This is a genomic window from Georgenia alba (assembly GCF_042665525.1).
GTDB classification, from domain to species: domain Bacteria; phylum Actinomycetota; class Actinomycetes; order Actinomycetales; family Actinomycetaceae; genus Allobogoriella; species Allobogoriella alba.
Genome location: NZ_JBHTCQ010000002.1, coordinates 261520 through 287694, shown reverse-complemented (window position 1 = coordinate 287694; position 26175 = coordinate 261520). Strand labels below are relative to the sequence as shown.

25 protein-coding genes and 1 riboswitch are annotated in these 26175 nt (G+C 70.1%); of the genes, 13 read left to right on the top strand and 12 right to left on the bottom strand.

The genetic code is table 11. The features are described 5' to 3' along the window. Positions 1-22 precede the first annotated feature (22 nt). The 7 genes from ACFQQL_RS11300 to ACFQQL_RS11270 all read right to left on the bottom strand — a co-directional run bounded on the left by ACFQQL_RS11300 (position 23) and on the right by ACFQQL_RS11270 (position 7178). Positions 23-1342: an ABC transporter substrate-binding protein gene (locus ACFQQL_RS11300; protein WP_382394369.1), complete on the bottom strand. Its 1320-nt coding sequence runs from the start codon at positions 1340-1342 to the stop codon at positions 23-25. Positions 1343-1500: 158 nt separating this feature from the next. Beyond that, positions 1501-2514: a Gfo/Idh/MocA family protein gene (locus tag ACFQQL_RS11295; RefSeq protein ID WP_382394367.1), complete on the bottom strand. Its 1014-nt coding sequence runs from the start codon at positions 2512-2514 to the stop codon at positions 1501-1503. Between the two features lie 128 nt (positions 2515-2642). Further along, positions 2643-3281, bottom strand: a complete 639-nt coding sequence (locus tag ACFQQL_RS11290; RefSeq protein ID WP_382394365.1) for a GntR family transcriptional regulator — start codon at positions 3279-3281, stop codon at positions 2643-2645. 166 nt (positions 3282-3447) lie between these two features. Further along, entirely contained in the window at positions 3448-3756 is a 309-nt protein-coding gene (locus ACFQQL_RS11285) for a hypothetical protein (RefSeq protein WP_382394363.1), read from the bottom strand. Positions 3757-3861: 105 nt separating this feature from the next. Further along, positions 3862-3976: riboswitch (SAM riboswitch) on the bottom strand. A 78-nt stretch (positions 3977-4054) separates the two neighbouring features. Beyond that, the gene (locus ACFQQL_RS11280) at positions 4055-5020 is read right to left on the bottom strand and encodes an ABC transporter substrate-binding protein (protein ID WP_382394361.1); all 966 of its coding nucleotides are present in this window, start codon (positions 5018-5020) and stop codon (positions 4055-4057) included. Between the two features lie 29 nt (positions 5021-5049). Next, a complete protein-coding gene (locus tag ACFQQL_RS11275) occupies positions 5050-6423 on the bottom strand; it encodes an aldehyde dehydrogenase family protein (RefSeq protein ID WP_382394359.1) in 1374 nt (457 codons plus the stop codon). Next, positions 6420-7178, bottom strand: coding sequence for an SDR family NAD(P)-dependent oxidoreductase (locus ACFQQL_RS11270; protein WP_382394357.1), 759 nt, complete (start codon positions 7176-7178; stop codon positions 6420-6422). The genes ACFQQL_RS11275 and ACFQQL_RS11270 overlap by 4 nt, the downstream gene beginning before the upstream one ends. A gap of 138 nt (positions 7179-7316) precedes the next feature. Here ACFQQL_RS11270 and ACFQQL_RS11265 point away from each other — a divergent pair, with 138 nt between their 5' ends. From ACFQQL_RS11265 to ACFQQL_RS11250, 4 genes are read left to right on the top strand one after another with little or no spacing between them, the layout of a single operon-like run. Continuing rightward, complete coding sequence (locus ACFQQL_RS11265; RefSeq protein ID WP_382394355.1) at positions 7317-8309, top strand: ABC transporter substrate-binding protein; 993 nt, start codon at positions 7317-7319, stop codon at positions 8307-8309. A gap of 38 nt (positions 8310-8347) precedes the next feature. Continuing rightward, complete coding sequence (locus tag ACFQQL_RS11260) at positions 8348-9388, top strand: amidohydrolase family protein (RefSeq protein WP_382394353.1); 1041 nt, start codon at positions 8348-8350, stop codon at positions 9386-9388. Beyond that, positions 9385-11028: an FAD-dependent monooxygenase gene (locus tag ACFQQL_RS11255; RefSeq protein WP_382394351.1), complete on the top strand. Its 1644-nt coding sequence runs from the start codon at positions 9385-9387 to the stop codon at positions 11026-11028. Before ACFQQL_RS11260 ends, ACFQQL_RS11255 begins: the two co-directional genes overlap by 4 nt. A 6-nt stretch (positions 11029-11034) precedes the next feature. Continuing rightward, positions 11035-11811 (top strand): IclR family transcriptional regulator, encoded by a 777-nt coding sequence (locus tag ACFQQL_RS11250; protein ID WP_382394349.1) that lies wholly within the window; start codon positions 11035-11037, stop codon positions 11809-11811. On the opposite strand, the gene ACFQQL_RS11245 is transcribed toward ACFQQL_RS11250, so the two are convergent. From ACFQQL_RS11245 to melA, 4 genes are read right to left on the bottom strand one after another with little or no spacing between them, the layout of a single operon-like run. Further along, positions 11804-12634: a carbohydrate ABC transporter permease gene (locus ACFQQL_RS11245; RefSeq protein ID WP_382394347.1), complete on the bottom strand. Its 831-nt coding sequence runs from the start codon at positions 12632-12634 to the stop codon at positions 11804-11806. The two genes, ACFQQL_RS11250 and ACFQQL_RS11245, sit on opposite strands and share 8 nt — an antisense overlap. Further along, positions 12631-13533, bottom strand: a complete 903-nt coding sequence (locus ACFQQL_RS11240; RefSeq protein WP_382394345.1) for a carbohydrate ABC transporter permease — start codon at positions 13531-13533, stop codon at positions 12631-12633. Before ACFQQL_RS11240 ends, ACFQQL_RS11245 begins: the two co-directional genes overlap by 4 nt. Further along, positions 13517-14821, bottom strand: coding sequence for an ABC transporter substrate-binding protein (locus ACFQQL_RS11235; RefSeq protein WP_382394343.1), 1305 nt, complete (start codon positions 14819-14821; stop codon positions 13517-13519). The genes ACFQQL_RS11240 and ACFQQL_RS11235 overlap by 17 nt, the downstream gene beginning before the upstream one ends. Before the next feature lie 46 nt (positions 14822-14867). Continuing rightward, the gene (gene melA / locus ACFQQL_RS11230) at positions 14868-16277 is read right to left on the bottom strand and encodes an alpha-glucosidase/alpha-galactosidase (RefSeq protein WP_382394341.1); all 1410 of its coding nucleotides are present in this window, start codon (positions 16275-16277) and stop codon (positions 14868-14870) included. Between the two features lie 92 nt (positions 16278-16369). Between melA and ACFQQL_RS11225 the strand changes: the two genes are divergently transcribed. From ACFQQL_RS11225 to ACFQQL_RS11200, 6 genes are all read left to right on the top strand, one after another. Then, a complete protein-coding gene (locus tag ACFQQL_RS11225; RefSeq protein ID WP_382394339.1) occupies positions 16370-17257 on the top strand; it encodes a helix-turn-helix domain-containing protein in 888 nt (295 codons plus the stop codon). A gap of 61 nt (positions 17258-17318) precedes the next feature. Then, positions 17319-17750, top strand: a complete 432-nt coding sequence (locus tag ACFQQL_RS11220) for a hypothetical protein (protein WP_382394337.1) — start codon at positions 17319-17321, stop codon at positions 17748-17750. Between the two features lie 113 nt (positions 17751-17863). Beyond that, positions 17864-19093 carry an ABC transporter substrate-binding protein gene (locus tag ACFQQL_RS11215; protein WP_382394335.1) on the top strand — a complete coding sequence of 410 codons (1230 nt, stop codon included), beginning with the start codon at positions 17864-17866 and terminating at the stop codon, positions 19091-19093. Next, the gene (locus ACFQQL_RS11210; protein ID WP_382394333.1) at positions 19090-19956 is read left to right on the top strand and encodes a carbohydrate ABC transporter permease; all 867 of its coding nucleotides are present in this window, start codon (positions 19090-19092) and stop codon (positions 19954-19956) included. The genes ACFQQL_RS11215 and ACFQQL_RS11210 overlap by 4 nt, the downstream gene beginning before the upstream one ends. Continuing rightward, positions 19946-20764: a carbohydrate ABC transporter permease gene (locus ACFQQL_RS11205; RefSeq protein ID WP_382394331.1), complete on the top strand. Its 819-nt coding sequence runs from the start codon at positions 19946-19948 to the stop codon at positions 20762-20764. Before ACFQQL_RS11210 ends, ACFQQL_RS11205 begins: the two co-directional genes overlap by 11 nt. 38 nt (positions 20765-20802) lie before the next feature. Beyond that, entirely contained in the window at positions 20803-22128 is a 1326-nt protein-coding gene (locus tag ACFQQL_RS11200; RefSeq protein WP_382394329.1) for an alpha-L-fucosidase, read from the top strand. A 15-nt stretch (positions 22129-22143) separates the two neighbouring features. On the opposite strand, the gene ACFQQL_RS11195 is transcribed toward ACFQQL_RS11200, so the two are convergent. Next, entirely contained in the window at positions 22144-23013 is an 870-nt protein-coding gene (locus tag ACFQQL_RS11195) for a hypothetical protein (protein WP_382394327.1), read from the bottom strand. A gap of 161 nt (positions 23014-23174) precedes the next feature. Here ACFQQL_RS11195 and ACFQQL_RS11190 point away from each other — a divergent pair, with 161 nt between their 5' ends. From ACFQQL_RS11190 to ACFQQL_RS11180, 3 genes are all read left to right on the top strand, one after another. Next, a complete protein-coding gene (locus ACFQQL_RS11190) occupies positions 23175-24611 on the top strand; it encodes an HNH endonuclease signature motif containing protein (protein WP_382394325.1) in 1437 nt (478 codons plus the stop codon). A 138-nt stretch (positions 24612-24749) separates the two neighbouring features. Beyond that, entirely contained in the window at positions 24750-25283 is a 534-nt protein-coding gene (locus ACFQQL_RS11185) for a DUF6318 family protein (RefSeq protein ID WP_382394323.1), read from the top strand. Continuing rightward, positions 25283-26140 (top strand): hypothetical protein, encoded by an 858-nt coding sequence (locus tag ACFQQL_RS11180; RefSeq protein WP_382394321.1) that lies wholly within the window; start codon positions 25283-25285, stop codon positions 26138-26140. Before ACFQQL_RS11185 ends, ACFQQL_RS11180 begins: the two co-directional genes overlap by 1 nt. Positions 26141-26175 lie beyond the last annotated feature (35 nt).

The following is a 26175-nucleotide window of genomic DNA, read 5'->3' as shown; positions in this document are numbered from 1 at the left end:
AGCGATCCGTCCGCTTCCCGCATCAGGCGCCGATCGCGGCAGCGAGGTCGTCGACAAGGCGGGCTCCCGCTTCGGCCGGCGTGAGGTCTCCGAAGGCGACGGCGAGGCCGACCTCGCTCATGATCGTGTCGGACTGGCCGCTGCCCGGCGGGCGTGGCGTCGCGAAGACGGAGATGGGCTCGACCTCGGCGGCGAAGTCCATGACGCGCTGGTCGACCTCCGAGAGCTGCCCCTCGACGGCCTCCGCCCAGTTGCTGTTCCCGGGTGTGCCGAGCTCGAGACCGAAGATCTCGTTGGCGCGGGGGTCATTGACGAAGAAGTCGATGATGCCGGCCCCCTCCGCCCGGAGGCTCGAGCTCTCGTTGACGCAGGCGTAGCTGCCGATGACGAAGGCGACCGGCTCGGCACCGATCTGGGGGAACGGGGCGAGTCCGAGCGGGTTCCCCTCGCCGAGCGCGGTCTGGAACGTGACGAGCTGGTTCGAGTTCTGCACATGCATGGCGGCGTTCGCCTGGGCGAAGATCGTGTCCTCGAACGGCGCGTTCTGGTTCTCCGACGCCGACTCCGCGGACTGGCACAGGCCCTCGTCGAGCATGTCGCGCCAGTACTGGAACCACTCCTCGGCGTCCCGGGCGTCGAAGTTGAGGGCGGCCGAGGCGTCCGGCGCGAACATGCTCTTGCCGTTCTGCACGAGCATCGTCTCGAACGGCGGCCCCGCGATCGCCTGGTAGGTGGTGCCGGTCTGGTTGTCCTCGAGGGCGTCGCGGAAGCCCTCGCACGCCTCGTAGAAGGTGCTCCAGTCCCAGTCCACCGAAGGCAGCTCGATCCCGGCGTCCTCGAACATCCGCCGGTTGTACATCGTCGCCGGGATGGTGGCGCCGATCAGCAGCATCACGAGGGTGCCCTGGTAGCGCCCGGCCTCGAGCGAGGCGGAGGAGAAGTGGGACAGGTCGAGGTGTCCCTCGTCGGCCAGTGCCTCGAGGTCGGCGAGCTGGCCATGCTGGGCATAGTCGGCGACCTGGCGCTCGGTCACGTGCAGCACGTCGGGGGCGTTCCCGCCGGCGAACTGCGTGGGCAACCGTTCGAAGTAGCCGTCGTAGTCGGCGTACTCGCGCTCGATCGTGGTGCCCGCGTTCTCGGACTCGTAGAGGTCGTAGATCTCGTTGAACTTGGCGTGCCTGACGTCGCCTCCCCACCATGAGACGCGCACGGTGGCACCACCGCCGCCGCCGGTGCCGCTGTCGCGGGTCCCGGTGCACGCGGAGAGCGCCATGAGACCGGCGCCGAGCGCGGTCGCACCGGACATCCTGAGGAAGGTCCTTCGATCGTTGTGCTGAACCACGGTGAACTCCTTCGGTCACGGCCAGGACGATGATCAGGAGCGATCTATATGGCGGGCGAAACTGGCTACCGCCGACATCCGGTCAACCTCGAGCGGTGTCGTGATCTGGCGGGCCGTTCCTATCCGATCGGATCGGATCGGAAGTTACTCCTCGCCCACTACCCGCGCAAGGGTCTGTCCGCAGACGAGGCGGGTGCATGTGGCAGTGACTCCATCGCACAGTCGAGGACGGCCTCAGCGACCACGAGTGCCGCGAGCCCGTCCCGCGCCGTCGGATGGGTGACGTCCCGGCCGCGGGCAAGATCGACAAACGCAGAGTTCTCGCCGTCGTAGCCCATGTCGTTCGCCACCTCGGGCGGGTACTCGACGACGTGTTCGCCGCCGCCCTCGACACGGGTCCGCAGGGTCTGCGAGGCCCACATGTGGCGGCCCTCGAGGATGGCCGAGCCCCGCTCCCCGACCACCGCGGTCTGGTTGTAGCCGACGGCAGAGGTCCACGAGAGCTGGACGGATCCGATCGGACCGTCGACGAATCTGAGTGTCGCCGCGACGTTGTCGTCGAAGCCAGGTAGGTCCGGTCGTGACTCGAGGGTCATCCCGCTCGCCGCGACGACGTCACCGCCCAGCCAGCGCACGAGGTCGACGTCGTGGGACAGGGACTCGATGGTCACACCGCACCGCTGACCCGGCTCGATACGCCAGTTCCCAGCCGATGGCGTCACGGTGCCGACGCGCGTACGGACAATCTGCAGCGGACGGCCGAGCTCGCCCGTCTCGACAATGCGTTTCAGCTGCTGCGCGGGCCGGTGCCAGCGACGCATGAAGCCCATCATCAGCGGGACGCCGGCGCGCTCGACGACGCGGACGATCTCTTCGCCGTCGTCGACGGTCGCGGCGAGAGGCTTCTCGCAAAGGATCGGTTTTCCGGCGGCCGCTACCTGCCGGATGATCTCCAGGCGGCTCCGCGGCGGGGTGAGCACGTAGACCGCGTCGACGTGGCGTAGCAGGTCGGCGACGGACGGGTACACGCAGGCCCCCACCTGCTCAGCCAGGGCGTGGGCGACGGTGGCGTCCACGTCGACGACGCCCGCGATCCGGGCGTCGGCGTGCCGGCTGAGCGAGGTGGCGTGATGCCCGGCTATGCCGCCGGCGCCGATGAAGCCGATTCGCACGGAGGGAACTCCTTCGTTCGCCAAACTCGATCGGATCGGATTTTGCGGACGCTAGGGCGCTGCACATCGCGGTGTCAAGGCGTCCGGTGCGGGTCGTGCCCAAGGGCGGCGCGGAACGGCCGCACGCGCTACGCCTCGTCTGGATAGCCCGCCCGGAATCGCTCGGCGGACGCCAGGATGTGGCTCCGCATGGCGTAGGCAGCACCGTCCGGGTCCCTGGCTCCGATCGCGTCGATCACGGCGTCGTGCTCGCCGATGGCCAGGGAGGTGATCTGGACGGTGTAGTTGAGACGGAACAGCTGGACGTGCGTGTGCAGGCGGGTCAGCGCCGTCCGCATGACGCGGTTCCGGGCCCCTTGTGCGATCCGGTCGTGCAGCTCCGCGTCGAGCCGGGCGAAGACGGCGTACCCGGAGCCCTGCCCTTCGGCTGCCGGCTCTGCCATCTTGGCATTGATGTCACGAAGCTCGGCCAGGGCCTCGGGCTCGATGTGCTCGGCCGCCCGTCGCGCGATCGCAGGCTCGAGGAGAAGTCGCATGTCGATGAGCTCTTCGAACTCCTCCCGGTTCATGGGCTCCGCCACCCGGTACCCGGAGTTATGGGTGCGGACAACGAGCCCTTCGTTGTCGAGCCGGTGCAGGGCCTCGCGGATCGGCGTCTGGGACACCCCGAGCGATCGGGCGACGGCATCGATCGTGATGCGTTCGCCGGGCTTGAGATCGGGCGAGAGGATCCGGCTCAGGAGTGTCTCGTAGACCCGCTCGGCCATCGGGATAGGCCGGGTCCGGGTGGGCTGTGCGCGGATGGACCCCCCTTCCGAACCCACGACACTCCCTCCCAGAGGCACCCAGCGATTGATCGGATCGTATCGAACCGATCATGAGTTCTTTCGCGCGGAGCATGTGCCGGCGGAGCGACGGATCGGCCTGTCCGAGTCAGCCGCCGTGACGATCCGGCTCGGGTGCGATCTCCATGATCGCGACGTTTCGCATCCACTGCCTCCGTAGGGCCATGCCGTCGATCTCGATCGGGCGTGTGCCCACCTCACGCGCGGTGCCGAAGCTTGGGCAGATCTCGACCTCGTCGCCGGCGAACAGGTCGGAGGCGAACGACGTGTGCGACCACATCCACGCCTGGCGACCGCCCGGGTACTCGATCGCGACGAGGTGGTCGTCGACCGAGGTCACGGTGGCCCGTATCCAGGTTCCGCTCTTGGTCGAGCCGCGCCACAGATGAAACGCCATGCTGTGGCCGGGGTGCTCCGTCCGGCAGTCTCCAGCCTCGCAGGGCAGCGGGATCACACACGTGTACACAAGCGGTCTCCTCGACATACCGGGGACCACGTTCGGATCCCGCGCTTGCCCGTGCCGGTCGGTACGAGCCAGGTCTTCCACCGGAACCACCCGCCGCGGAAGCGGGTTGGCGCCCGACCAGCCGGTGGGCTTGGCGTCGGGTCTCGTGACCTGCCGGGGAGACTACCTCGGTGCGGTGACATCGGTGCCTGGGGACGGACCGACAGCGCCGCGTGCTGGTCCCGCTACCTCACGGCAGCATCGTCTCCAGGTCCACGGCCTCGAGGTCGAACAGGCCCCACTTGTCCCCGAGCTCGCCCACCTGCTCCACCGCGGGCCGGTTGATCTCGTTCGGGAAGGCCGGGAGCGTCAGCTCCTCGATGGTGCCCTGCTCGATGTCGGTGTACTCCGACAGCACGGCCCGGGTCTCATCCGGGTGCTCGCTGGCGTACGTCAACGACTCCTGGATCGCGGCGGTGAACGCCTCCACCAGCTCCGGGTCGGACTCGAGGGTCTCCCCCGTGGTGAAGTACGTCGCCACCGTCAGGTCCTCGACCACGTCCGCGTAGAGCGCGAACACGTCCCGCACACCGTCCTGGCGGGCCATCGTCAGGAACGGCTCCACCTGCCAGATGGCGTCCACCTGCCCGGCCTCGAGCGCGGCGTTCATGTCCGGGTGCGGGATCTCGACGAACTCGATGCTCGAAGCGTCCCCACCGGCCTGGTCCACGGCCTCGCGGATCAGCGTGTCGTTGATGTTGTTGAGGGTGTTGATCGCGATGGTCCGGCCCGCCAGGTCGCCCACGTCGGAGATGTCGCTGTCGGACGGCACCACGATCTGGCCGTAGTCGGACTCCGGGTCACCGGTCGAGGACGCGCCCGCGCTGATGGCCCGCAGGTCCAGGCCCTGCGCCCGGCCGAGCATCAGCGACGTCACGTTGGAGAACCCGATCTCGGTCTCGCCGCTGACCACCGCCGGCACGATCGCCGCACCGCCCGCCGCGGTCTGGAACTCCAGGTCCAGACCGTGCTCCTCGAAGATGCCCTGCTGCTCGCCCAGGTAGATCGGGGCGACGTCGAGGATGGGGATGACCCCGACGGTGACCTGCCGCAGCCCGTCGTCGCCACCCGCCTCCTCCTCGGCGCCGGAGGCACCGCAGGCCGCGGTGGCCAGCGCAACGGACAGGGCCAGCAGGCCACAGGACAGGCGTCGCATGTCAGACTCCTTCGTCTGCCGGATCAGGCTCATGCCAGGTTCCAGTTCACGTGCTTGAGCTCGGTGAACTCGTGCACCCCCTCGAAGCCGCGGGTGCGCCCCATGCCGGAGGACTTCATGCCCCCGGAGGGCACCTCCGGGAAGGTGCGGTTGTACCGGTTGACCCAGACCGTCCCGAAGTCCAGCTCCCGGGCCAGGGTCCAGGCGCGGCGGGCGTCCGCCGTCCACACGGCGGCGGCGAGGCCGTAGTCGGTCTCGTTGGCCAGCGCCACGCCGGCCTTGTCCTCGTCGAACGCCTCGACGCTCACCACCGGACCGAAGATCTCCTCCCGGCGCAGCCGCGGGTCGATCTGCTCCCCGCTGATGACCGCCGGCGCCAGGAACGCCCCGCCGAGGTCCGTCCCCGCCGGCCCGCCGCCGAGCAGCAGCGTCCCGTCGCCGCGGGCGATGTCCAGGTACCCGCTGACCCGGTCGGCCTGCTCCTGGGAGATGAGCGCGCCGAGGTCGGTCCCGGCATCGCTCGGGTCGCCCACCCGCAGCGCGGACACGCGGTCGCACACCAGGTCACGCACGCGCCCCAGCAGGGGCCGCTGGACCAGGATCCGGGAGTTGGCCATGCACATCTGGCCGGAGGTGATGAACGCGTTCGCGAGGCACGCCTCGACCGCCGCCTCGACGTCGGCGTCGTCGAGGATGAGGCTCGCCCCCTTGCCGCCGAGCTCCAGGAACGGCTTGGCGAAGTGGGAGACGGCGTGGCGGGCCACCGCGCGGCCCACCGCCGTCGAGCCGGTGAACGCCACGACCTTCACCCGCGGGTCGCTCGCGAGCGCCTCGCCGACCTCCGCGTCCCCGAACACGAGGGTCACGACGTCGGACGGCACGATCTCGGGCATCAGCTCGAGGGCCCGCCGGGTCGCCAGGGGCGTGGCCGGCGCCGGCTTCACGACGGCGGTCACACCGGCGGCGAGCGCGGGCGCCAGGTCCCGGAAGAGCAGGAACAGCGGCCAGTTCCACGGGACGATGAACGCCGCCGGGCCGGCCGGCTGGCGCACCAGGTGGCCCGCCGAGCCGTCCCACAGCTCGTGGGCGGAGCCGCTGACGAGCCGGGCCATGCCGGCGTTGAAGCGCAGCGCGTCCACGGTGAAGTCGATCTCGCGCTCGCACTCGGCGCGGACCTTGCCGGTCTCGCGCAGCAGCAGCGCCACCAGTTCGGCCCGGGCGCCTGCGACGGCGTCGGACCAGGCCAGCAGCGCCTCCTGCCGCAGCCGCGCGTCCCTGGCCCAGGGGGTCGAGGTGAAGGCCTGCTCGGCCCGGCCGATGGCGGTGGCGGTCGAGTCGGCGTCGTCGAGCCGGACCGTCTCGATGTGCTCGCCGGTGGTCTTGTCGTGGACGGCGAGGCTCATGAGAACGTCACCCCGCCGTCGACCACGATGGTCTGGCCGGTGACGAAGCCGGCGTCCGCGGAGGCGAGGAAGCGGGCGGTGCCGACCAGGTCCTGCGGCGTCATGGCGCGCGCGATGGCGCGCTGACTGGCGGCGACCGGGAGGTAGTCGGGGTCGTTCAGCGTGCGCGTGGCCTCGGTCTCCACGAGCCCCGGCGCGATGGCGTTCACGGTGATGCCGTCCCGGCCCAGCTCGCGGGCGAGGCTGCGGGTCATCGCGATGACGGCGCCCTTGGAGGCCACGTAGTGCAGGAAGTTCGGCACGCCCATGTGGACCGTGGAGGACGCGGTGTTGATGACGCGGCCCGCACCGCGGGGCCGCATGAGCGGCACCAGCGCCTTGGTGACGAGCCAGACCCCGACGGTGTTGACCCGCAGCACGCGCTCGAAGTCCGGCAGGGCGATCTGCTCGAAAGGCTGCTTGGACCCGAGATCCTGGTAGATACCGGCGTTGTTGATCAGCACGTCGACGTGCCCGTACCTCTCGCGGCAGGCGGCGGCGAGGTCCGCCACGGCATCCTCGTCCCCGACGTCGGTGCGGACGTAGGTGACCTCGGCGCCGCCGTCGGACAGCTCCGCCGCGAGCGTCGCGGCCTCGTCGATGACGTCCGCGACGACGACGCGGTGGCCGTCCGCCGCGAAGGCACGCACGAGCTGCTCGCCGATCCCTCGACCCCCACCCGTGATGACGACCACGGAGTCCTCGGTGACGTGCACGTCTCAGCCTCCCTCTCTGCAGAGCTGGACCGGTCCACACGAGGACCAGGTCGTTGCGATCCCTTCCCCGGCATCCTAGAGTCGTTCGCACTATCTGCAAGTCTCGTTTCACATAGTGCGACTGGTCGAGGAGGTCCGGTGAGGAAGCGACACATGCGAGCGCTGACCGTTCGAGCGCTCGGGCTCGCGAGCGCAGCGCTGCTGCTCGCCGCCTGCAGCAGCCAGGGCCAGCCCGGCGGCACACCCACCGAGGGCGAGGACGGCCTGACGCCCGTCACCGTCGCGGAGGTGCAGGGGCTGCCCGCCGAGTACCTCACCTTCGGGATCGCCGAGGGCTACTTCGAGGAGCAGGGCCTGGACGTGGAGGTCCGGGCCGGCGCCGGCGGCGCCGCGAACATGCCGCAGGTGGTCTCCGGGGACGCGCAGTTCGCCGGCTCGAACGTAGTCTCGGTGATGCTCGGCGTCCAGCAGGGCCTCGACGTGACGATGGTCGGCCCCGGCACCTTCGGTGGCGACGAGACCGGGCACGGCTACCAGAACGTCATGGTCACCGACCCGCAGATCCAGTCGATGGCCGACCTCGAGGGCGCCACCATCGCGATCAACACGCTCCAGAACATCGACGAGGTCCTCATCCGCGCCTCCCTGCGGGAGAACGGCGTCGACGACTCCACCGTCGAGCTCGTCGAGATGCCGTTCCCGGACATGGAGGCCGCCCTGCAGGGCGGGCAGGTGGACGCCGTCCGCATCATCGAGCCGTTCGCGACGATCGCCGAGGAGGGCGGCGCCCGCTTCCTCGACGGCGGGACCACCGCCGCCGTCCAGCCCTCGCTGCAGATCGGGTCCTACGTCACCTCGGGCCAGTTCGCCGAGGAGAACCCCGAGGCTGTCGAGGGCTTCCGGGCCGGCCTCGCCGCCACCGCGGAGCGCGTGACCGAGGACCCGCAGGCGCTGCGGGACTGGCTCGTCGAGAACAGCGACACCCCTCAGGCCGTGGTCGACGCGATGGTCCTGCCGGACTACACGGACTCGGTCGACGTCGCCTCGCTGGAGACCCTCGGCGACCTCATGGTCGAGTTCGGCTTCGCCGAGGAGGTCCCGCCCGTCGAGGACTACGTCCTGCAGGACTGACCCGCACGCACCCACGCCCCATCGAGAGAAAGCGACACATGCACAAGATCGACGCGTTCTGCCACATCATGCCCCGCCCGTACTACGACAGGTTCATGAGCCTCGACGTGGGCCTGCACGCGCAGAACCTCCGCAAGCGGGTCTCGAACATCCCGTGCCTGGTGGACATGGACGTCCGCTTCGGCCAGATGGACGAGTTCGGCGACTACCGGCAGATCATCAACATCGCCGCACCCCCGGTGGAGGACATCGGCTCCCCCGCCATCTCCAAGGAGATGTCCCGGATCGGCAACGAGGCGATGGCGGAGCTCGTCGCGAACCACCCGGACCGGTTCGCCGGGTTCACCGCGTGCGTCCCGATGGACGACCCGGAGGCCGCCGTCGCCGAGTACGAGTACGCCACCAGCGAGCTCGGCGCACTCGGGGCGCAGATCTACACCCACGTGCACGGCCACCCGATGGACAGCCCGGACTTCGAGCCGTTCTACGCCGCGGTGGCAGCCTCGGGCGGGCTGCTCCAGGTGCACCCGTGCCGGTCCTCCGCGTGGGCCGACTACCCCACTGAGGAGCGGTCGAAGTTCGAGATCTGGTGGACCTTCGGCTGGGAGTACGACCTGTCCGCGTTCATGGCGCGGATCGTCTTCGCCGGGGTGCTCGAGCGGCACCCGGAGCTGAAGCTCCTCATCCACCACGGCGGATCCATGGTGCCGTTCTTCGCCGGGCGCGTCGGCCCCGGCTGGGACCAGCTCGGCGCCCGCACCCCGGAGCACCAGAAGGAGGACGTGACCGGCTACCCGCTCACCAAGCGGCCGATCGACTACTTCCGGATGATGTACGCGGACACGGCGCTGTTCGGGTCCGCCCCGTCGCTGCGCTGCTCCATCGACTTCTACGGCGTGGACCACGTGCTGTTCTCCTCCGACAGCCCGTACGACCCGGAGAAGGGGCCCGGCTACATCCGCTCCACCATCGCGAACCTCCAGGAGCTGGACCTCACCGACGCCGAGCGCGCCCAGATCTTCCACGGCAACGTCACCCGGCTGCTCGGGCTGCCGGAACCGGCGGGGGCGCCGCGGTGAGAGGGCCCACCCCCGGCACGAACGACGTCGACGTCCTGGTGGTCGGCGGCGGCCCGGTCGGGCTCACCCTCGCGCTCGAGCTCGGCCGGCAGGGCGTGCGGACCCGGCTGATCGACAAGCGGCCGGCGCCGGGCAAGCTGCCGAAGATGGAGCGGTGCAACGCCCGCACCATGGAGAACTACCGCCGGCTGGGCATCGCCGACCGGATCCGCGCCGCGGGCCTGGCGGGTGACGTCCCGATGGACGTCTTCATCTGCTGGGGTGACCTGACCAACCCGCCGCTGGTCCACCACGAGTACCCGTCGGTGTCGGCGATGCAGGGGACGGTCGCGGACAGCCACGACGGCACGCTGCCGGCCGAGCCCTACCAGCTCATCTCGCAGTACACGCTCGAGCCGCTGCTGATGGAGGTGCTCGGCGAGACCGACGGCGTCGAGGTGGTGCCCGCGTGCGAGCTGGTCTCGTTCGAGGAGGTCGACGGCGGCGTCGTCGCGACCGTCGACCACCGCGGCGTGGAGGAGCAGATCCGGGCGAGCTACCTCGTGGGCTGCGACGGGGGCAGCAGCGTGGTGCGCCGCCGGCTCGGCATCGAGCTGCGTGGTGAGTCGCTGCTGCAGATGCGGCAGGCGCTCTTCTACTCCGAGGACCTCTTCGAGCGCATCCCCATCGGCAAGGGCCGGCACTACCACTTCGCCGACCAGGAGCACTCCTTCCTCATCGTCCAGGACGACAAGAAGCACTTCTCCCTGCACGCGAGGGTGGAGACGGACGAGGAGATGCCGGCGCTGTTCGAGCGGATCCTCGGGTTCGACGTCGACTACGAGACCCTCTACGTGGGCACCTGGCAGCAGCGCCTCATGGTGGCCGACGCCTACCGGTCCGGCCGGGTCCTCATGGCCGGCGACGCCGTGCACCTGGTCATCCCGACCGGTGGCCTGGGCATGAACACCGGCGCCGGGGACGCGGTGGACCTGGCATGGAAGCTGGCCGGGACCGTCCACGGCTGGGGCGGGCCGGGTCTGCTGGACAGCTATGAGGCCGAGCGCCGGCCGATCGGGCTGCGCAACGTGGCGGCGTCGCGCAAGGCCGCGAGCGGGCGGCGCACCTGGCGGGCGGAATGGACGCCGGAGATCGCCGAGCGCTCGGAGGCCGGGGACCGGGCCCGCGCCCGGCTGGCCGAGGTGGCCGACCGGGAGCAGCGCTGGAGCAACGACCTGTACGGCATCGAGCTCGGCTACCGGTACGACGGCTCGCCGCTCATCGTCCCCGAGGACGGCGGCGACCAGCAGCCGCCGGATGCGAACAGCTTCCAGTACACCCCGACCACCTGGCCCGGGGCACGGCTCCCCCACGTGTGGGCCGAGCCGGGCGTGGCGGTGCAGGACCTGGTCGGCAAGGAGTACGCGCTGCTGCGGGTGGGGGCCGCGACGGGGGTGGACGCCGCTCCGTTCGCGGCGGCCTACGGCGAGTTCGGGGCGCCGTTCTCGGTGGTGGACCTCACGGGCGAGGACGCGCGCGCCGTCTACGGCGAGGGCCTGCTGCTGGTCCGGCCGGACCTGCACGTGGCCTGGCGCGGCCCGTCGCTTCCCGACGACGTCGGTACGGTGGTCCGCCGGAGCCTCGGCCGCGCGGAAAGGTAGGGCCCGATGACCAAGCAGGTGGCCGGCGCGTCCAGCTCGCGACGCGTCCTGGAGCTGCTCCTCAGCTACTCGGAGACGCGGCCGCGCGCCACGGTCGCCGAGCTGGCCGAGGCGATCGGCGCCACGTTGGCGACCACGTATCGGTACGTCGCGCTGCTGCGGGAGCTCGACCTCCTCGAGGAGGCGCCCGGCCGGCAGTACCAGCTGACCCCGCGCGTGATGCCGTTGGCCCGGGCCGCGCAGCTGGTCAACGACCGCGCTCGCCTCGCACTGCCGTTGATGGAGGAGCTCGCCGAGGAGGTCCGCGAGACCGTCATGCTCTTCGAGCTGCGCGGCGACGAGGCCGTGTGCGTGCAGCGGGTCGAGTGCCAGCGACCGATGCGCTTCACGTTCATGCTCGGCCACCCGCTGCCGCTGCACGGCGGCGCGTCCTCCCGCATGCTCCTGGCCGCGCTGCCGGAGAAGCTCCGCAAGGAGGCGCTCGCCACCGTCCCGGCGAAGCGCCGCGGCGACCTCGCCGGCGAGGTCGCCGCGGTCATCGAGCGCGGCTACGCCGTCTCCCGCAGCGAGGTCGACGAGGGCGTCTGGGCCTGCTCGGTACCGGTGGTGAGCGGCTCCCCGGACGCGCTGGTGCTCAGCATCGCCGGCCCGGACAGCCGCATCCCCGGCGAGGACCCGGACTACTACATCGAGCGGGCCACCTCGTGCGCCGGCCGCGTGCGCGAGGCGCTGGGCCGGCTGCGGGTGGAGGCGGACGCGACCGGGCCGCCACGTACTACTTGATGCCCGTGTTCGCGATGCCCTGCACGAACTGACGCTGGAAGACCAGGAACACCGCGAGCAGCGGCAGGACCGTCACCGTCGCGACGGCCATCACCGCGCCCCACGGCGAGGAGAAGGCCGGGTTCGCGGTCAGGGTCGACAGACCGACGGGGACGGTGAGGTTCTCGTTGCCCTGCAGGACGACGAGCGGCCACAGGAAGTCGTTCCACCGGGTCATGAACCCGAGGATCACGAGCACCCCGATCAGCGGACCACAGGTCGGCAGGACGACGCTGACGAACGTTCTGAACTCGTTCGCGCCGTCGAGCCGCGCCGCCTCCAGCAACGGGTCCGGCACCCCGAGCATGAACTGGCGGGCGATGAAGATGCCGACGACGTCGAACAGCGTCGGGAGGATCACCGCCCAGGGTGAGTCCACGAGCCCGATCCGGGCGACCACGAGGAACGCGGGCACAAGGGTCACCTGGATCGGCATCATGATCGTCACCAGGAAGGCCGAGTAGATGAGACCCCGGCCGCGGAACCGGAACTTCGCGAGCGCGTATCCGGCGCCGAGCGAGACGCAGACGCTCAACGCGGTGCCGACGCCGGCCACGAGCATCGAGTTGCTGAGCCACTGCCAGACCGGTTGCGTGGCGAAGACCTCCACGAAGTTCGCCGTCGTCGGCTCGTCCGGCCAGAGGTAGAACTCGCGGCTCTGGGACTGACCACCGGGGGTCAGCGCGGAGACCACCATCCAGTACATGGGGAAGACCATGACTGCCGCGAGCGCGGTCAGGGCCGCCGTCAGCAGCCAGCGCCGGTTGCGCCTGGTCGAGCTCATAGCAGCTCCTCCGCCCGTCGGGACGCTCGGTGTCTGAGAAGCGTGAAGACCAGCAGGATGGCCACGAGCAGAAGCCCCAGCGCGGCGGCGTACCCCATCCGGGCGTCCGCGAACGCGGTGCGGAAGATGTACTGGATCAGCACGGTGGTCGAGAAGCCCGGGCCGCCACCCGTCATGACGTAGATGACGTCGAAGGCCTGCAGGGAGAAGACGACGTTGAGGATGAGCAGGATGGACGTCGTCGGCCCGAGCAGCGGCCAGGTCACCCGGCGGAACCGCGTCCAGGGTGAGGCGCCGTCGATGGACGCGGCCTCGTGCAGGTCGGACGGGATGGACTGCAGAGCTCCGAGATAGATGATCATGCAGAAGCCGATCCGGGTCCACACGACCACGATGACGAGCGTCAGCATCGCGAAGCTCGGGGACGTGAGCCACGGGACCCTGCCGAGCCCGGCCGTCTCGAGCAGGTTGTTCAGCACGCCGTAGTCGCCGTTGAAGATCCACGACATGACCACGCCGACCACCACGCCGGCGGCGACCATGGGCACGAAGAAGGCGGCGCGCAGCACGGACCTGCCCGGCAGCGGTCGGTTCAGCGCGACCGCCAGGGTGAGGCCGATGACCATCGCCGTCGGCACGGTTCCCACGGTGAACACGAGGGTGTTCAGCAGGGCGGTGCGCAGCAGCGCGTCGCCCGCCATGGTGGCGACGTTGTCGAGCCCGACCCACCGGCCCTCGCCGAGGGTCGCGGTCTCCTGGAAGCTGAGCGTCACGGCGATGACGATGGGCACCAGGGAGAAGCACAGGAACAGCAGGGCGGCCGGGCCGACGAAGACGTACGGCGCGATCGTGCGGCGGGCGCCTCGGCGACCTGCCGCGGCCTCATCGCTCCGTGACACTGCGCATCGCCTCCATCATCAGCTCGGACGTCTCGCGCGGCGTCAGCTCGCCGAGGAAGCACAGGTCGGCGTAGTCGGCGAACACCATGTTCAGCGAGCTGAAGTACTGGCCCGTCTCGGCGCGCACCATCTCGATCGGGATCGTCGTGCCCTGGTCGATGAACCGCTGCATCGTGTCCACGTTCGCGGCGTACTCGATGTCCTCCGCGGTCAGCGAGGACCGGGCGGGCAACCAGTTGCCGTCGTGACAGAACCGGATCACATTCGCCCTGCTGGTGAGGTAGGCGACCAGCTCGGCCGCCAGCTCCGGGTACTTCGACGACTTCGTCACCGCCAAGGCGTTGCCGCCCAGGTCCGACGCCTCACCGGTGTTGCGGATCATGGGGGCGGTCCCCCACTCACCGGGCATCTCCTCGTCCAGCTGCGCGATGGACTCAGGGTTGTTGAGCATCATGCCGATCTGCCCCGTCAGGAACAGGTTCCGTGCGACGTCTCCCCCGCCGGACTTGGACATGTTGGAGGGCGAGACCAGCCCGTCGGCGTACCACCGCCGGCCGAACTCGAGCGCCCCGACGGCCTCGGCCGTGTCCATGCTCGGGGTCTCACCGTCCTCGCCGAGGAAGGCTCCGCCGTTCTGGTAGATGATCGGCAGCCACCGGTACGCGGTCTCCGACCCGGACCAGCCGAAGCCGAAGGCGTACTGTCCGGTCGCCCGCCGAACCTCGTCGGCGATCTCGAGGAACTCGTCCCAGTGCCACGCGTCCTCCAGCGACCGCGGTGGCTCGACGCCGATCTGCTCCATCACGTCGCGGCGGTAGTAGGTGATGAAGTTGTCGGTGTGCTGGAAGATGCCGAACAGGCCGTTCTCACGCGCGCCGATCGCCCAGAAGGCGTCGGAGTAGTCCTGCTCGTACGCCGCCGGGACCGCCGCCGAGATGTCCACGAGGCTCCCGTTGGCCGCGTACCGGCCGATCTGCTGCGGCGTGATCCGGATGATGTCGGGCGCGAGGTCGGCGGCGAGCCGGGTGATGAACCACTGGTGGAACTGCCCGGTGGTGACTTCGACGGCGACGCTCGTGCCGGGGTGGTCAGCGACGAAGTCGTCGGCGATCCGCTGGTAGGACTGCAGGTCGAGTGGGATGTTCCACGAGGACAACCTCAGGTGCTTGGTCTCGGTCGGTGCGCCCGCGCACGCCGCGAGCGCACCGGCCACGGAGATCCCGGCGACCGCCAGGAACCGGCGGCGCGTGGGACCGACAGCTCGTGCCGCCACTGCTGGGATGTGCATCGTCGGTCCTCTCCCTCGAGGCCTCGCACGGTGAGGAGGTCGGTGACTACACGCCGGACGGGGTGAGCTCCTGCTCGGGCCGCAGGGACTCGGGAAGCAGCGCGGCGTGCGCGTCGAAGAGCTCGTCGGTCATGTCACGGATCTGCTCCAGCGTCAGCAGTGCGCCGGTCAGGGGATCGAGCGCGACGGCGTGGTGCACGTTCTCGCGCCGGCCGGTCAGGGCCGCCTGGACCGCGAGGGTCTGGACCCCGATGTTGGTCCGGTTCAGTGCGGCGAGCTGCGCCGGCAGGTCACCGACGGCGGTCGGCTGGACGCCACCGGCGTCGACGAGGCACGGAACCTCGACGCAGGCGTCCTCAGGGAGGTTCGAGATGATGCCCGGCCCGTTCGGGACGTTCCCGTAGACCACGGTGGGCACTCCGGTGACCATCGCGTTGACGATGCTCGCGCCGTACTCCACCGACGGCGCGAGGCGCTCCTTGAGCTTCTCGAGCTGACTCTCGACGTCACCGCTCTCGTCGTGGTTCGCGCAGATCTCGTAGTAGTCCCAGCGTTCCGGGATGTACTCGGTGACCACCTCCGGGGTCTTCCGGAAGTAGGGCAGGTACTCGGACGCGTGGTGGCTGGACTCGGTCTGGAAGAAGCCGAACCGGTCCATGATGGTGGTGCGGACCTGCTCGTTGCCGCCTTCGTAGGTGCTGGCCCCCTCCGCCGCCTCGCTGTGGTCGCCGTCGTCCTCGACGAGCCCGTCCGCCGCCCGTCCCCGCAGGTGCCTGGCGCGCATCGTCTCCCGCAGCCGCGGGTACAGGTCCTCTCCGCCGCGCCGGAACTCCAGCACCCAGGCCTGGTGGTTGATGCCGGCACAGCGGTAGCTGACCTCCTCGTACGGGACACCGAGGGTGCGGGCCAGCATCCGCGTGGTGCCCTGGACGCTGTGGCACAGCCCGACGGTGCGCAGCCCCCGGGCGTTGAGGAACGCCGTCGCCATCGCCATCGGGTTCGCATAGTTGATGAACTGCGCGTCCGGGCAGACCTCTCGGGCGTCGGCGGCGATGGCCTCGTAGGCGGGGACGGAGCGGAGGAACCGGAAGACCCCGCCCGGCCCGACGGTGTCACCCACCGTCTGGTCGACGCCGTAGCGCCGGGGGATCTCCACGTCGTGGCGGTAGGAATCGACGCCGCCGACCTGGAACGTGATGATGACGACGTCGGCCCCGGCGAGCGCCTGCCTGCGGTCCGTCGTCTCCTCCACGGTCGTGTCGAACCCGTGGTGGTCGACCAGCTCACGGGCGGCGCCGGCGACGCGTGCGAGACGGTCGGCGTCGATGTCCATGAGGGTGAGCCGCGCCGATCGCAGGGCCGGGAAGCTGACCAGGTCACCGATGAGCCGGAACGGGAACACGAAGCCCCCGGCGCCGATGATGGCGATCTTGGGCTGCGCCGTCGTCATGACCATGCCCGTCACGCTATGCCTGCACCATCCGGTGAGACTTCCGCGATTCGGCGGCATCTCTCCGGGATCCTCAGGTGGGCGGCTAGGCTCAGACCGTGCCCGACGACGCGCTGAACACCTCCTCGCTCGCGTCCGGTGTGATCGAGATGGAGCCGGCGCTGTGGGTCCGGCGCGGTGCTCCGCCGACGATGGAGCGGCCGCATCGGCACGACGACCTCGAGCTCAACGTGGTGCTGCGCGGACGGCTCGACTACCTCTTCGGCGGCTCCCACGTCTCGGTCGCGGCCGGACAGATCGCCGTCTTCTGGGCGGCCACTCCGCACCGGCTCATCGACCCGCAGCAGGGTGACGTGTGCTGGGTGCACGTCCCCCTGGCCACCGTGCTGAGCTGGCCGCTGCCCGAGGACGACGTCTCCACGCTGCTCCGCATGGATCCGGCGGTCGTGCCCATGGACGCGGTTCCCGGGGACGTGGAGGCGCTGTTCGAGTCGTGGCGTCACGAGCTCACCGAGGACCACGCCGAGATCGCACTGCTCGAGGCCCAGGCGGTCGTGCGCCGGGTCCTGAAGCATCACCGGGAGTCACCGCCGGGGCCCGACGCCCCCGCGCACCACATCTCCGAGGGCGAGCGGGCCGTGGCCGTGCAGCACGTCGCCACGATGGCACGGTTCATCGCGACCACGTTCCGACAGCCCATCACGACCACCGACGTCGCCCAAGCGGTCCATCTGGCGCCGACATATGCGATGGGGCTCTTCCGAAAGGCCGTCGGGACGACGGTGGGCGGCTACATCCTGAAGTGCCGCCTGGCGGAGGCGCAGCGCCTCCTCATCACCACGACGTTGACCACCGGAGACATCGCCTACGAGGCGGGGTTCTCGTCGCAGAGCTCGTTCTACGAGCACTTCCGTCGGATGTGCGCGTGCTCGCCCGGTGAGTACCGCAGGCATCGACACCGGCCTGGACAGCGCGTCACGCGCTAACCTGACCCCGTACCGCACCGGTGGCGGCTTTCCTCGGAAGACCTTCGATCGAGCGGGAGCCATGTCCACTGTCGAGATCCGCGCGTTCCGGCGCGGCGACCGCGACCAGCTGACGGCGCTGGTCAACGCCCACGCCCAGGCCGTCGTGCCGGGGGTGTCGGTCCCGGTCAACGCCGCCCTGAGCCAGATCGAGCGCCAGCCCGGCGAGTTCATCGTCGACCCGTGGGTACAGGAGCGGGTGACGCTCGTCGCCGAGCAACGCGGCCGCATCAGTGCCGCCGCCCACCTGGTCCGGTACGGCAACGGGGACGACGTCGGACCGAGCCTGCGCGGTATGGGCGAGATCCGCTGGCTGCTCTGCTGGCTCGACGCCCCGTACTGGCCCGACGCTCCGGGTGTGACAGCCGGGTCCCGTGGAGTCGGTTTGCCCCGCCCAGCAGACATCCGACGTCTTGGCAGCGCCACCGTCCCGCTGACCGGGACGCTCGTGTGACATCTGTCGACCCGCGTGCTACACATCGGAGGTCTCGTCCCCAGCGGATCTGAGCCGCGCCTGCACAGCAACGTAGCCCGGTGCGGTCACACTCGGAAGGCCGATCCCAGAGCATGGCAACGAACGCTCGGAAGCTCGCCGTCGTCGGCGCTGCGGGCCTGGCCACCGTCCTGCTCGCCGCCTGCGGGAACCGTGGTACCGGTGACGAGGCCTCCTCGATGTACACGTGGATCAGCAACGCGAGCGACCGCGCGCAGTGGGAGGCCTTCATCACCGCGGCGCAGCAGGAGGACCCCGACTTCCGCCTGCGCCTCGAGGGACCGAGCTACGACGACTACTGGACCACGGTGCACACCCGCATGGGAGCGGCGGACGCCCCGTGCCTCCTGACCACCCAGGCCGCCCGCGCCCAGGAGCTCGACGACATCCTCATGCCGCTCGACGACCTCGCCGCCCAGCACGGCCTGGACCTGGACGACTACAACGACGCGATGATCGACGCGCTGACCATCGACGGCACCGTGCGGGCCATCCCCTACGACGCCGAGCCGGTGGTCCTGTACTACAACAAGGACCTCTTCGCCGAGGCCGGCCTGGAGGAGCCCGGCCTGGACTACACCACCGAGCAGTTCCTCTCCGACGCCCAGGCGCTGACCCGGGACGGCCGGTACGGCCTGGCGGTGCCGCCCGTCTTCACCGGCGGACCCGGCGTCCCTCTGGCGTCCGCCAACGGCAACGTGCCCGTCGCGGACGGCGAGCTGCAGCTGACCGACCCCGGGTTCGTGGAGGACATGCAGTTCTCCTTCGACCTCGTCGCCGAGCACGGCGTGGCCAGCCCGCCGCAGTCCGGCGACCCGTCCGACATCCACCTGCAGGAGTTCACCTCCGGCAACGCCGCGATGATCATCGACGGCCCCTGGTTCTACGAGACGCTCACCACCGAGACCGACGCCGAGGTGGGGATCGCCGTCGTGCCGTCCAGGTCCGGGCAGCCGCAGGGCAACATCCAGGGCTCGGGCTTCGGGATCTCCCACTCCTGCGACGACCCCGAGGCCGCCTTCGAGAAGATCATGCAGATCACCACCCCGGAGGTGGTCGGCGAGGTCGGGCGCACCCGCGGCACCGTGCCGTCCATCGAGGAGTCCGTGGACGCCTGGGCGGAGGGCAAGCCCGAGGAGGACGTCGCCGTCGTCGAGACGCTGCTCGCCTCCGGGGTGCCGCTGGAGACCACACCCACCTGGAACGAGCTGGAGACCACCTTCACCCGCTACTCCAGCGAGGGCTACCGCGGGAACCGCTCGGCGGAGGAGATCCTCACCATGCTGCAGGAGTCCGTCCGATGAGCGACGGCCGCCTGGCGCTGCGCTACCTCGCCCCGGGGATGACCGGCTTCGTGCTGTTCATCGTGGTGCCGCTGCTGGCGTCGCTGACGATCAGCTTCTTCGACTGGCCGCTCTTCGGCGTCGGGGAGTTCCTCGGGCTCGAGCACTACCGGGAGATGCTCACCGATGACCCGGTGTTCTGGCGCGTCCTGTTCAACACGGTGCTCTTCACCGTCGCCTACACCGCGCTCAACCTGGTCCTGGCCACCGCGCTGGCGGTCTGGCTGCAGCGCCTCGGCTCCTGGGCGCCGTTCTTCCGGATCCTGTTCTTCGTCCCGGTCGTCGTGCCGATGGTCGCCAACGCCCTGGTCTGGCGCCTCATGCTCGACGACGGCGGCATCGTCAACTCGGCCCTCGGCCTCCTCGGGATCGACGGTCCGTCATGGCTCGGCGAGCCGGCGCTGGCGATGGTCTCCCTGGTCGCGATGTCGATCTGGCAGGGCATCGGCTACAACATCGTGGTGCTCAGCGCGGGCCTGAACAACATCAGCCCGATCGTCCTGGAGGCGGCGACCGTCGACGGCGCGATCGGCTGGACCCGGTTCGCGCGCGTCGTCTTCCCGCTGCTGTCCCCCGCCATCTTCTTCTGCACGATCATGACGGTCATCGGCGCCTTCAAGGTGTTCACCCAGCCGTACATGCTCACCGCCGGCGGACCCGGCGATGCCACCAACACCCTGGTGCTCTACCTGTACAGCCAGGGCTTCTCGTTCCACGACCTGGGCTACGCCTCCGCGCTGGCCTGGGTGCTGTTCGTCTTCGTCATGCTCGTCACCGCCCTGCAGTTCGCGGGCCAGAGGAGGTGGGTGAGCTATGACAGCTAAGTCCGTGCTCAGCCGCATCGGCATCATCGTCGTCGGGATCGGGTTCTTCTTCCCGTTCCTGTGGATGTTCGCCAGCTCCCTCAAGCCGAGCCTCGAGGTGCTCTCCAGCGGCGGCAGCCTCGTCGGCTCCCGCGTGGAGTGGTCGAACTACGCCGCGGTGTGGACGGACACGCCGTTCGCCCGGATCCTGCTCAACAGCTTCCTCGTGGCCGCCGGCGGCGCCCTGCTCGCGGTGATCGTCTCGCTGCTCTCGGCCTACGCGTTCGCCCGGCTGCGGTTCCGGTACCGGGACCGGCTGTTCCTGGTCTTCCTCGGCACCCTCGTGCTGCCGCAGGAGGTCCTCGTCATCCCGCTGTACATCATGGCCAGCCGCGCCGAGATGGTGAACACCTACGCCGCGCTCATCCTGCCGTTCGCGTTCGGCGCCTTCGGCGCGTTCATGCTGCGCCAGTTCCTCCTCACCCTGCCGCGGGACTACGAGGAGGCAGCCCGGATCGACGGCGCCGGGCAGCTGCGGACCCTCATCCACGTCATCGCGCCGCTGCTGCGGGCCCCGCTCGCCATCGTCGGCGCGTTCCTGTTCATCGAGTACTGGAACAGCTTCCTGTGGCCGCTGATCATCGTGTATGACCAGGAGATGGCAACCCTCCCGCTCGGCCTGCAGATGTTCTCCGGCGAGCGCGGCACCGACTGGGGACCGCTCATGGCGGCCGCCACGCTCGCCGTCATCCCGAGCCTGCTCATCGTCGTCGCCATGCAGAAGCAGCTGGCGCACGGCGTCAACCTCGGCGGCTTCGGCGGCCGCTGACTCCCGCACGCACGACCACGACGAAAGGGACCCACTCGATGACGGACACCGCCCGCTGGCACGCCCTCCGCCGCCCGACGCCGGACTGGTACCGCACGTCCCCGTTCGGGATCTTCATCCACTGGGGCGCGTACTCCGTGCCCGCCTGGGCGGAGCCGACCGGCGAGCTGGGGACCGTGGAGGACTCCCGCGAGTGGTTCGCGCACAACGCCTACGCCGAGTGGTACTTCAACACGATCCGCATCGACGGCAGCCCGGCGCAGCAGCACCACCGCGAGGTCTACAGCGACGCCGACTACGACGACTTCCTCGACGCGTGGCGCGCCGAGCACTTCGACGCCGACGACGTCATGCGGCTGATCGCCGAGGCGGGCGCCGACTACGTGGTCCCCACGACGAAGCACCACGACGGCATCGCCCTGTGGGACGCACCCGAGACCGGCACCCGGAACACGGTGCACCGCGGGCCGCGCCGGGACCTGATCGGGGAGATCGCGGAGGCCGCCGAGCGGCAGGGCCTGCACCTCGGCCTGTACTACTCCGGCGGCCTGGACTGGCACTACCGCCCGATGCCGCCGCACCTGGACGACGCCAGCGTCCACGACACCGGCCGCCCGAAGGACGCCGAGTACGCGCGCTACGCCTACCTCCACCTGCGGGACCTGATCGACCGGTTCGACCCGGACATCCTCTGGAACGACATCAACTGGCCCGACGCCGGGAAGCACTTCGGCGAGCACGGCCTCGGCGCCCTCTTCGAGGACTTCTACGCGAAGAACCCCGACGGCCTGGTCAACGACCGGTTCGGGGGCCGCGACTTCCACCACGACTACGCCACCAGCGAGTACCAGGCGGGCCGCGCGGCCGAGGCCGAGGCGCAGTGGGAGAACAACCGCGGGATCGGCCTGTCCTTCGGCTACAACCAGGTCGAGGGACCCGAGCACTGCCTCGACGGCCCGGCGATCGCCCGGCACCTGACGGACGTGGTCTCCCGCGGCGGTCACTTCCTGCTGAACATTGGTCCGAAGGCCGACGGGACCATCCCGGAGAACCAGCGTGCGGCGCTGAGCGAGATGGGCCGCTGGATGGCCGTCGCGAAGCCCGCCCTCGCCGGCGCCGAGCCGACCTCCGTCCAGCTCGACGCCGCCGACGGCTGGGTCCGCACCGTGCGCAACGGCGGGGAGACCCTCGTCTTCGTGGATCGGCTCGACGGCGAGGGCGGGGCGGTCGCCCTGACCGGGGCGGGCCAGCTCCGCGTCACCCCGGTGGAGCCCGCGTGGTGCTCGGCGACCGCCCGGGACGGGCGCGTCGTCGTCGAGCTGGCGGCCGGGCGGCCCGGACCGGCGGTGCTGCGGGCCAGGTGAGCGACCTGCCGGCGGCTACAGCCTGCCGGTGTTCCGGGTCCGCCGGGCGGCGAGGACGGCGAGCACCAGGGCGACCAGCCAGCCGAGGGGGTAGAGCGCGTCCGTCATGAGTTGGAGGGACGTGCCCGACACCTCCCCGATCACCCACTCGATGACGTACACGGACCCACGCAGCAGGCCGACGACGCAGGCTGCCACCGCCATCCACCGCGTGGCCCGGGCGCGCAGGCCGACCAGGAGGATCGCCCCGAACCAGACCACGGTGTAGAGATGGGCCAGCAGGACCCATGGCCCCATGAAGCTCGCGCCCACGCCCTGGGACATGCGCACGACGTCGGTCACGACCGCCGCCGCAAGCGGCACCCCCACACCGATGACGGCGAACGCCGCCGACGCGCGGCCGGCTCTGTCGCGCCGGTGGCCGAGGTACGCCATCGTGGCGGCCACAAGGGCGGCGACCATGACGACGAGGCCCTCGAACGCCTCACGCGGCAGCGTCTCCTCCGCTCCCAGGCCCGGCCGCGCGACGACGAGCACCAGCAGGAGCAGCAGGTTGAGTCCGCCGATCGCACCGGCCGCCAGCGCCAGGCTTCCCGAACGAGTGGCGGCGGCTGCCGCGCCGAATGCGGCGACTGCCCACACGGCCGTCATCGCCAGGACCCACCACGGGGTCGCGAGGCCGAAAGCGGAGGCGGCGCCCGCGTTCCACAGCAGGTGATGCGCGACAGTCACCAGCTCCAGCGCGGCCAGCACGACGGCGGCGGCGAGCGCCAGGCGGTTGGCCGCGTCGTTCGTTCCCCCACTCCCCCACGGTGACGAAGCGTTCGCAGATCCCCACGACGCCGCGGCGTACGGCTGGTAGGGCGACCCTGGCGGTGAGCTCATGACCAGGGACGATAGAGCACAGCGTGCGGTGTGCCGATGGGTGCAACTCCCCGGCCGCCTTCGACCTCCCGCGCTTCCGCTGAAGCGCACACCGGACGCCCGACCGCGGCACGTCAGACCCGCCTCGTAGACTTCGAACAGGTATTCGAAGGAGGTGCCACATGGTCGTGGTGATGGACGCGCCGGCCCCGGCGCGTGATGAGGAGCTCGGCAACCAGCCCTGCAAGCAGCAGCCCCGCAAACAGCGGAGCTTGGACGAGGTCGAGTCCGAGCTCAGCTCCCTTGCGGCAGGTATCGCCGCAGCCACATGCACATTCCTGCTGGTCCTTGCCGAGTTCGACGCCCGCGGGGGATGGGCTCGTGCCCGCGGGATGGTGTCGACGGCACAGTGGCTGTCCTGGCGTTGCGGCATGTCCGCCAGCACGGCGAGGGAGCATGTCCGGATCGCGCGAGCACTGCCCGCGCTGCCGATGGTCACGGAAGCGTTCGCGGCTGGGCGGCTGTCGTACTCCAAGGTCCGCGCGATCTCGCGGGTCGCGACGACGGAGACCGAAGAGGATCTGCTGCAGATCGCCCACTCGGCCACCGCGAACCAGCTCGACCGGTTCTGCTCGGGTGTCCGGACAGCGATGTCCGTCGTGGACGTGAACGAGCGTCACGACCGGCGGCACCTGACGTTTCGCAACGAGGCGGACGGCTCCATCTCCTTCAGCGGCAGGTGCTCTCCCGAGGATGGCGCGGCGATCCTCGAGGCACTGCGCAGGGCGCAGGATGAGCTGGACCGCGCCCACCTCGCCGAGTCCCGTGAAGACCGGCACGTCGTCGCCGGTCGTGCTCTCGTCGACGCGCTGGTCCTGGTGTGCGAGCAGTCGGACGTCGGGGCGCAGGAACCCGAGTTGCCTGGTCAGCTCGAGCACGCCGTGGCTCGCGGCTCACGGCGGAGCGAGACCGTCATCCACGTGACCCCCGGCGACCTCGCTTCCGCGGAGGCGCAGCAATCGGAACGGCAGGAGAAGGACCTGCTCGGTCCGCGGCTGGAGCAGGGCCTCGCACTCCATCCCGAGACGGCGCGACGCCTCACGTGTGACACCGGAGTCGTCGTCCAGCTCCACGAGGAGGAGCCCGGATGCTCGCTCACGCCGAACCGGCTCCGCGGACGGACGCTGGACGTCGGGCGACGTCGGAGGACCCCGAACGCCGCCCAGTTCCGGGCGCTCTGGGACCGCGACCAGGGCTGCAGGTTCCCGGGCTGCGAACGCCGGCGGTATGTCCATGCGCACCACATCGTGCACTGGGCGGACGGCGGGCCGACCGACCTGGACAATCTGGTCCTGCTCTGCGGTCAGCACCACAGGCTGCATCACGAGGGCGGGTTCGAGATTGCCCGCGGCCATGGAGACGACCTCGCGTTCGTCTCAGAGAACGGCTCTCGGGTGACGGCTGTACCGGAGTCCGCTGCGCCGACCGCTCCCGACGTGCTGCCCGCGACTGCCGACGCTCCTTCGCTGGCACCGATCAACGGCGGCCACCTCGACCTCGAATACAGCGTCTCCGTGGTGGCCGAGAACTGGGCGATGGCCAGACGACGAGCCAGCTGACGCGCTTCCGCGGAAGCGCGAGCCGAGCTCGTCCACAGGTGGCCCCGCTCTCTGGCCGCGAAGGGTCACGGTCGGATACGGTCACCTGCCATGCAGGGGGTCCGACGTCGTCCCAGACTTGCAGTCCTCTGTGCGGCCGTGCTGGTCACCATCGGAATCGCGTCCTGCGACGGCGGGAGCGAAGACCCCACGCAGACCCCGACTCACCCACCGCCCGAGACCCGCCACCCCGAGCCCGGAGCGGCAATCGCCCGCGACGATGAGCACGGCGCCGAAGAGGCGGCGCGGTATTTCTGGAGCCTCTATTCCTACGCCTATGCCACCGGGGATCTCGACGAATGGCGAGACCTGTCCCATCCCGAGTGTGCGACGTGTCAAACCGTGGTCGACCGCGTCACTGAACTCCACGATGCGGGCGGCCATGCGGAAGGCGGGATGATCCGTCTCGACGTCATCGAGGCCACGCCCCCCGGTGAGGGCGACCTCTACTTCAACGTCCATGTCGAAGGCACTCAGGAACCACTGACGCACATTGGCGAAGGAGGCGACACCCTCGCTGAGTCCAGCGGTACGGAGATGAACGCCGACATGGCGCTCGCGCGCGATGCCGACGGCTGGTTAGTGCGCGAAGTCGCTAACAACAACGAAGAGCAAGGCGAGGCGGACGGCTGATGGGACGTCCGGTCTTGACTATAGTCGCGACGATCACGCTGCTCGCCGGCGCGGCGACCACGGCGAGTTCCGCGGAGGGATTGCCTGTCCCCGAGGCCGATGTGGTCGCTGACATCACCGGCGACCGGGCAAATGTCGAGGGCTGGACCGAGGGCGGCGCCCCGGAGGAGGAACCGGCAACGTCCGATCCCCCAGCACCGCCGGAGCCGCCGACTGTGCCGGCTGGATCCAGCTCGCCCTCGCAGGCGCCCGACGCGACGGAAGCCGTCGCGACCGAGGAGCTCGACTGCCCGGAGCCAAACTCGGAGGGATGGAGTGTCGACCCGCTGTGCGCGTGGGCGCAAGGTCCACCAGAAGAGGACGAGGAGACCGGGCAACCTGACGCCGCAGCACCCGAGCCGATCGTCTTCACCGCAGAGGACTTCGCCAGCCTGCCAATCGATCCGGGCGGCCTGGTGATGCAGCCCGCCAGCGACTGGGTCCTCGTGAACATCGAGACGATCGCCTACACGCAGGCTTCGGAGCAGTACATCGACACCGAGGTCCTAGGCACCCCTGTCCAGGTCCACGTGATTCCGTTCGACTACACCTGGGACTACGGCGACGGCACCGTATTCACCACCGAGGATCCTGGCGCGCCCTATCCACACCACACCGTCCATCACACCTACACCGACGCCACCGACGCGGGCGGTCCCGCGGTGATGCGGCAGATCACGCTGAGCACGCGCTGGATTGGTGAGTACAGCGTCGCCGGCGGACCGTGGCAGCCGGTCGCCGGCATCGGCATCACGACTCAGACCACCGAGCCGTTCGAGGTCCGCCAGCACGACACACGCCTCACCGCACCGGGCTGACGGGACAGCACGCCTTAGACCACCCAGACGGAACG